Source organism: Apibacter sp. (assembly GCF_025291155.1).
Taxonomy (GTDB): domain Bacteria; phylum Bacteroidota; class Bacteroidia; order Flavobacteriales; family Weeksellaceae; genus Apibacter.
Genome location: NZ_JAMBJZ010000142.1, coordinates 1 through 2,544, shown reverse-complemented (window position 1 = coordinate 2,544; position 2,544 = coordinate 1). Strand labels below are relative to the sequence as shown.

The 2,544-nt window shown below is 29.0% G+C and carries 3 protein-coding genes and 1 pseudogene; 2 read left to right on the top strand and 2 right to left on the bottom strand.

Annotated elements, in window-relative coordinates:
- Positions 1–803, top strand: a pseudogene (locus M3Z80_RS09580) (DNA gyrase/topoisomerase IV subunit A); the annotation flags it as partial.
- A gap of 170 nt (positions 804–973) precedes the next feature.
- The gene (locus M3Z80_RS09575; protein ID WP_293919390.1) at positions 974–1,576 is read left to right on the top strand and encodes a superoxide dismutase; all 603 of its coding nucleotides are present in this window, start codon (positions 974–976) and stop codon (positions 1,574–1,576) included.
- A 48-nt stretch (positions 1,577–1,624) separates the two neighbouring features.
- On the opposite strand, the gene M3Z80_RS09570 is transcribed toward M3Z80_RS09575, so the two are convergent.
- The gene (locus tag M3Z80_RS09570) at positions 1,625–1,864 is read right to left on the bottom strand and encodes a GlsB/YeaQ/YmgE family stress response membrane protein (protein WP_293919389.1); all 240 of its coding nucleotides are present in this window, start codon (positions 1,862–1,864) and stop codon (positions 1,625–1,627) included.
- Positions 1,865–1,882: 18 nt separating this feature from the next.
- A complete protein-coding gene (gene pnuC, locus M3Z80_RS09565; protein WP_293919388.1) occupies positions 1,883–2,509 on the bottom strand; it encodes a nicotinamide riboside transporter PnuC in 627 nt (208 codons plus the stop codon).
- Positions 2,510–2,544: the final 35 nt, after the last annotated feature.

Genomic DNA, 2,544 nt, shown 5'->3' with positions numbered 1-2,544 from the left:
CCTCTACTAAAGACTCGGAAATTCAATATTTAACTACTAATCCAAATGGAGAAGCAGAATCTGTAACCATTTTCCTAAAACCTAGTCAAAGACTGAAAAAATTAAAATTTGATATCGATTTTTCAGAATTAGCTATAAAAGGAAGAAGTTCCAAAGGAAACCTTGTTTCAAAAAATTACATTAAAAAAATAGAATTAAAAGAGTCCGGTATCTCAACATTGGCACCGAGAAAAATATGGTTTGATGAAACCATACAACGTTTAAATGTGGATGGTAGAGGAAGATATTTGGGTGCATTTAAAGGAGCAGATAAAATTTTAACCCTTTCACCTATAGGGATTGCCAAACTTCACACTTTCGATCTATTAAATCATTTTGATGATGAATACTTAGTTCTTGAAAAATGGAATCCTGAAAAGCCTATTTGTTGTATCTATTATGATGGCGATAAATCCATATATTACATCAAGCGTTTTTTATTAGATGATACGTTAAATCCACAAGTATTTTTCATTTCTGAAAATCCAAGATCTTTCATAGAATGGGCTGGAACAGGATGGAAATTAATTGCAGAATTAAATTTTGGAAAAGATAAAAATCCTGAAATCATCAATCTGGAAGACTTTATAGCGATAAAAGGAATTAAAGCTCAAGGTAATCAAATTTCTAAAGAAAAAATTAAAAAAATTGTAATTACTGAAGAACCTTCAGAAAATGAGGCAGAAACCGATTCATCAGAAGAACCTAATGATTCTCAGGAAAATGACTCGGATACAAACGGTGAACAAATTAATCTTTTTTAAATAATTTAAATTGTTATTTCAATACTTTAAGATAATCATTATTATTTATTGTATTTTTTAATAACATCATCAAATAAATTAATGCCTTTGGCACGTTTTTATAACTAATTTTACTAGTTTTGTTTAACACAAATAAGTTAAGTTAAATATTATTAATTAAAAACAAGAATATGGCATTTGAATTACCAAAATTACCTTATGCATATGATGCATTAGAACCTTATATTGATGCAAAAACAATGGAAATCCATTATACTAAGCATCATGGTACTTACACTACTAATTTAAATAATGCTATTGCCGGTACTGAACTTGAAAATCTACCTATAGAGGAAATTATAGTTAAAGGGTTTGATAAAACTCCAATAAGAAATAACGGAGGAGGATACTTAAATCATTGTTTATTTTGGGAATGGTTAACTCCTACGAGTAAAGGAAAGCCTGAAGGTAATTTAGCTTCTGCTATTAATGACTCATTCGGTTCATTTGATGCTTTTAAGGATGAATTTTCTAAGGCTGCTGCCGGAAGATTTGGTTCAGGATGGGCTTGGCTATTAGCAAATAATGGTAAATTAAGCATTGGTTCCACCGCTAACCAAGATAATCCTTTAATGCCTGGAGTGGGTGCATCCGGTACTCCGATTTTAGGATTAGATGTTTGGGAACATGCTTACTATTTAAATTATCAAAATAGAAGAGCTGATTACATAAACGCTTTTTTCAATATTATAAATTGGGACAAAGTTGAGGAACTTTACAATTCAAGTAAATAAATAATATAAAATATATAGATAAAAAGTCATCTCTTTTATAGATGACTTTTATTTTTTATTAAAAATTGATACAATTATTAAAAGCATTATTGATCCGACTGTAGACATAGCCAGCATAGCTGTTTTACTTTCCTCAATAACTGCAATATGAAGAAGATCGAAAATCCACTTTCCTAAATAGCTTCCCACTATACCTATTAATAAATTTAAAAAACAACCTAATCCACGACCTTTAATTAAAGTAGATGCAAGAAAACCAGATAATATACCTATAATTATTGTCCACATTTTACGAAATGTATTGTATTAATTAGTGTTATGTTTCAGATTTTGGTAATAAATTATCTTTTTCCAATCTAAATAACCGAAAATAGCTATTATAAAGAGGATAAGTGTTAATAAAGAATATAATATCAATCCTTTATGTATTAATAATGGAATGGCAACCAAATTACTTATGTTTAAAAAAATCCAATTATTCAATTTCCTTTTAGCTAAAAGCCACATACCCGCCCAGGCAAAGGCACTCACTAAAGAATCCCATATAGGAACATCTGAATTAGTATAATTTTTAAGGAAAACATATAAAAATACCCAGGAAAGAATTACAATACCTCCTGCTATTATATTATCTTTTCCGGTGCATAAACTTATTTTCAATAAATTCCCTTTTCCCCTCGACCATAAAAACCATCCGTAAATGCTCAATAATAAATAATATCCTTGTAATAGAATCTCCGCATACAAACGTATATCTAAATAAAGATAAATTGTAATAATAATGTTGATTAATCCACAAGGATATAGCCATACCTTATTATATTTTGCAAATAAGGCTTCTGCTATACCGAAAATTACCCCAATGGCTTCTAAATAGGAAATATGATGCCATTGTTCTTTGATAGTCTGCAAGCATTCATGAAATGAAATCATGTAAAAATTATTTAATTAAAAAATTAATAATCAAT

Excerpts from the sequence above, each read along its gene's own strand:
- M3Z80_RS09570 (WP_293919389.1), bottom strand. The coding sequence starts at position 1,864 with ATGTGGACAATAATTATAGGTATATTATCTGGTTTTCTTGCATCTACT.
- M3Z80_RS09575 (WP_293919390.1), top strand. The coding sequence starts at position 974 with ATGGCATTTGAATTACCAAAATTACCTTATGCATATGATGCATTAGAA.
- pnuC (WP_293919388.1), bottom strand. The coding sequence starts at position 2,509 with ATGATTTCATTTCATGAATGCTTGCAGACTATCAAAGAACAATGGCAT.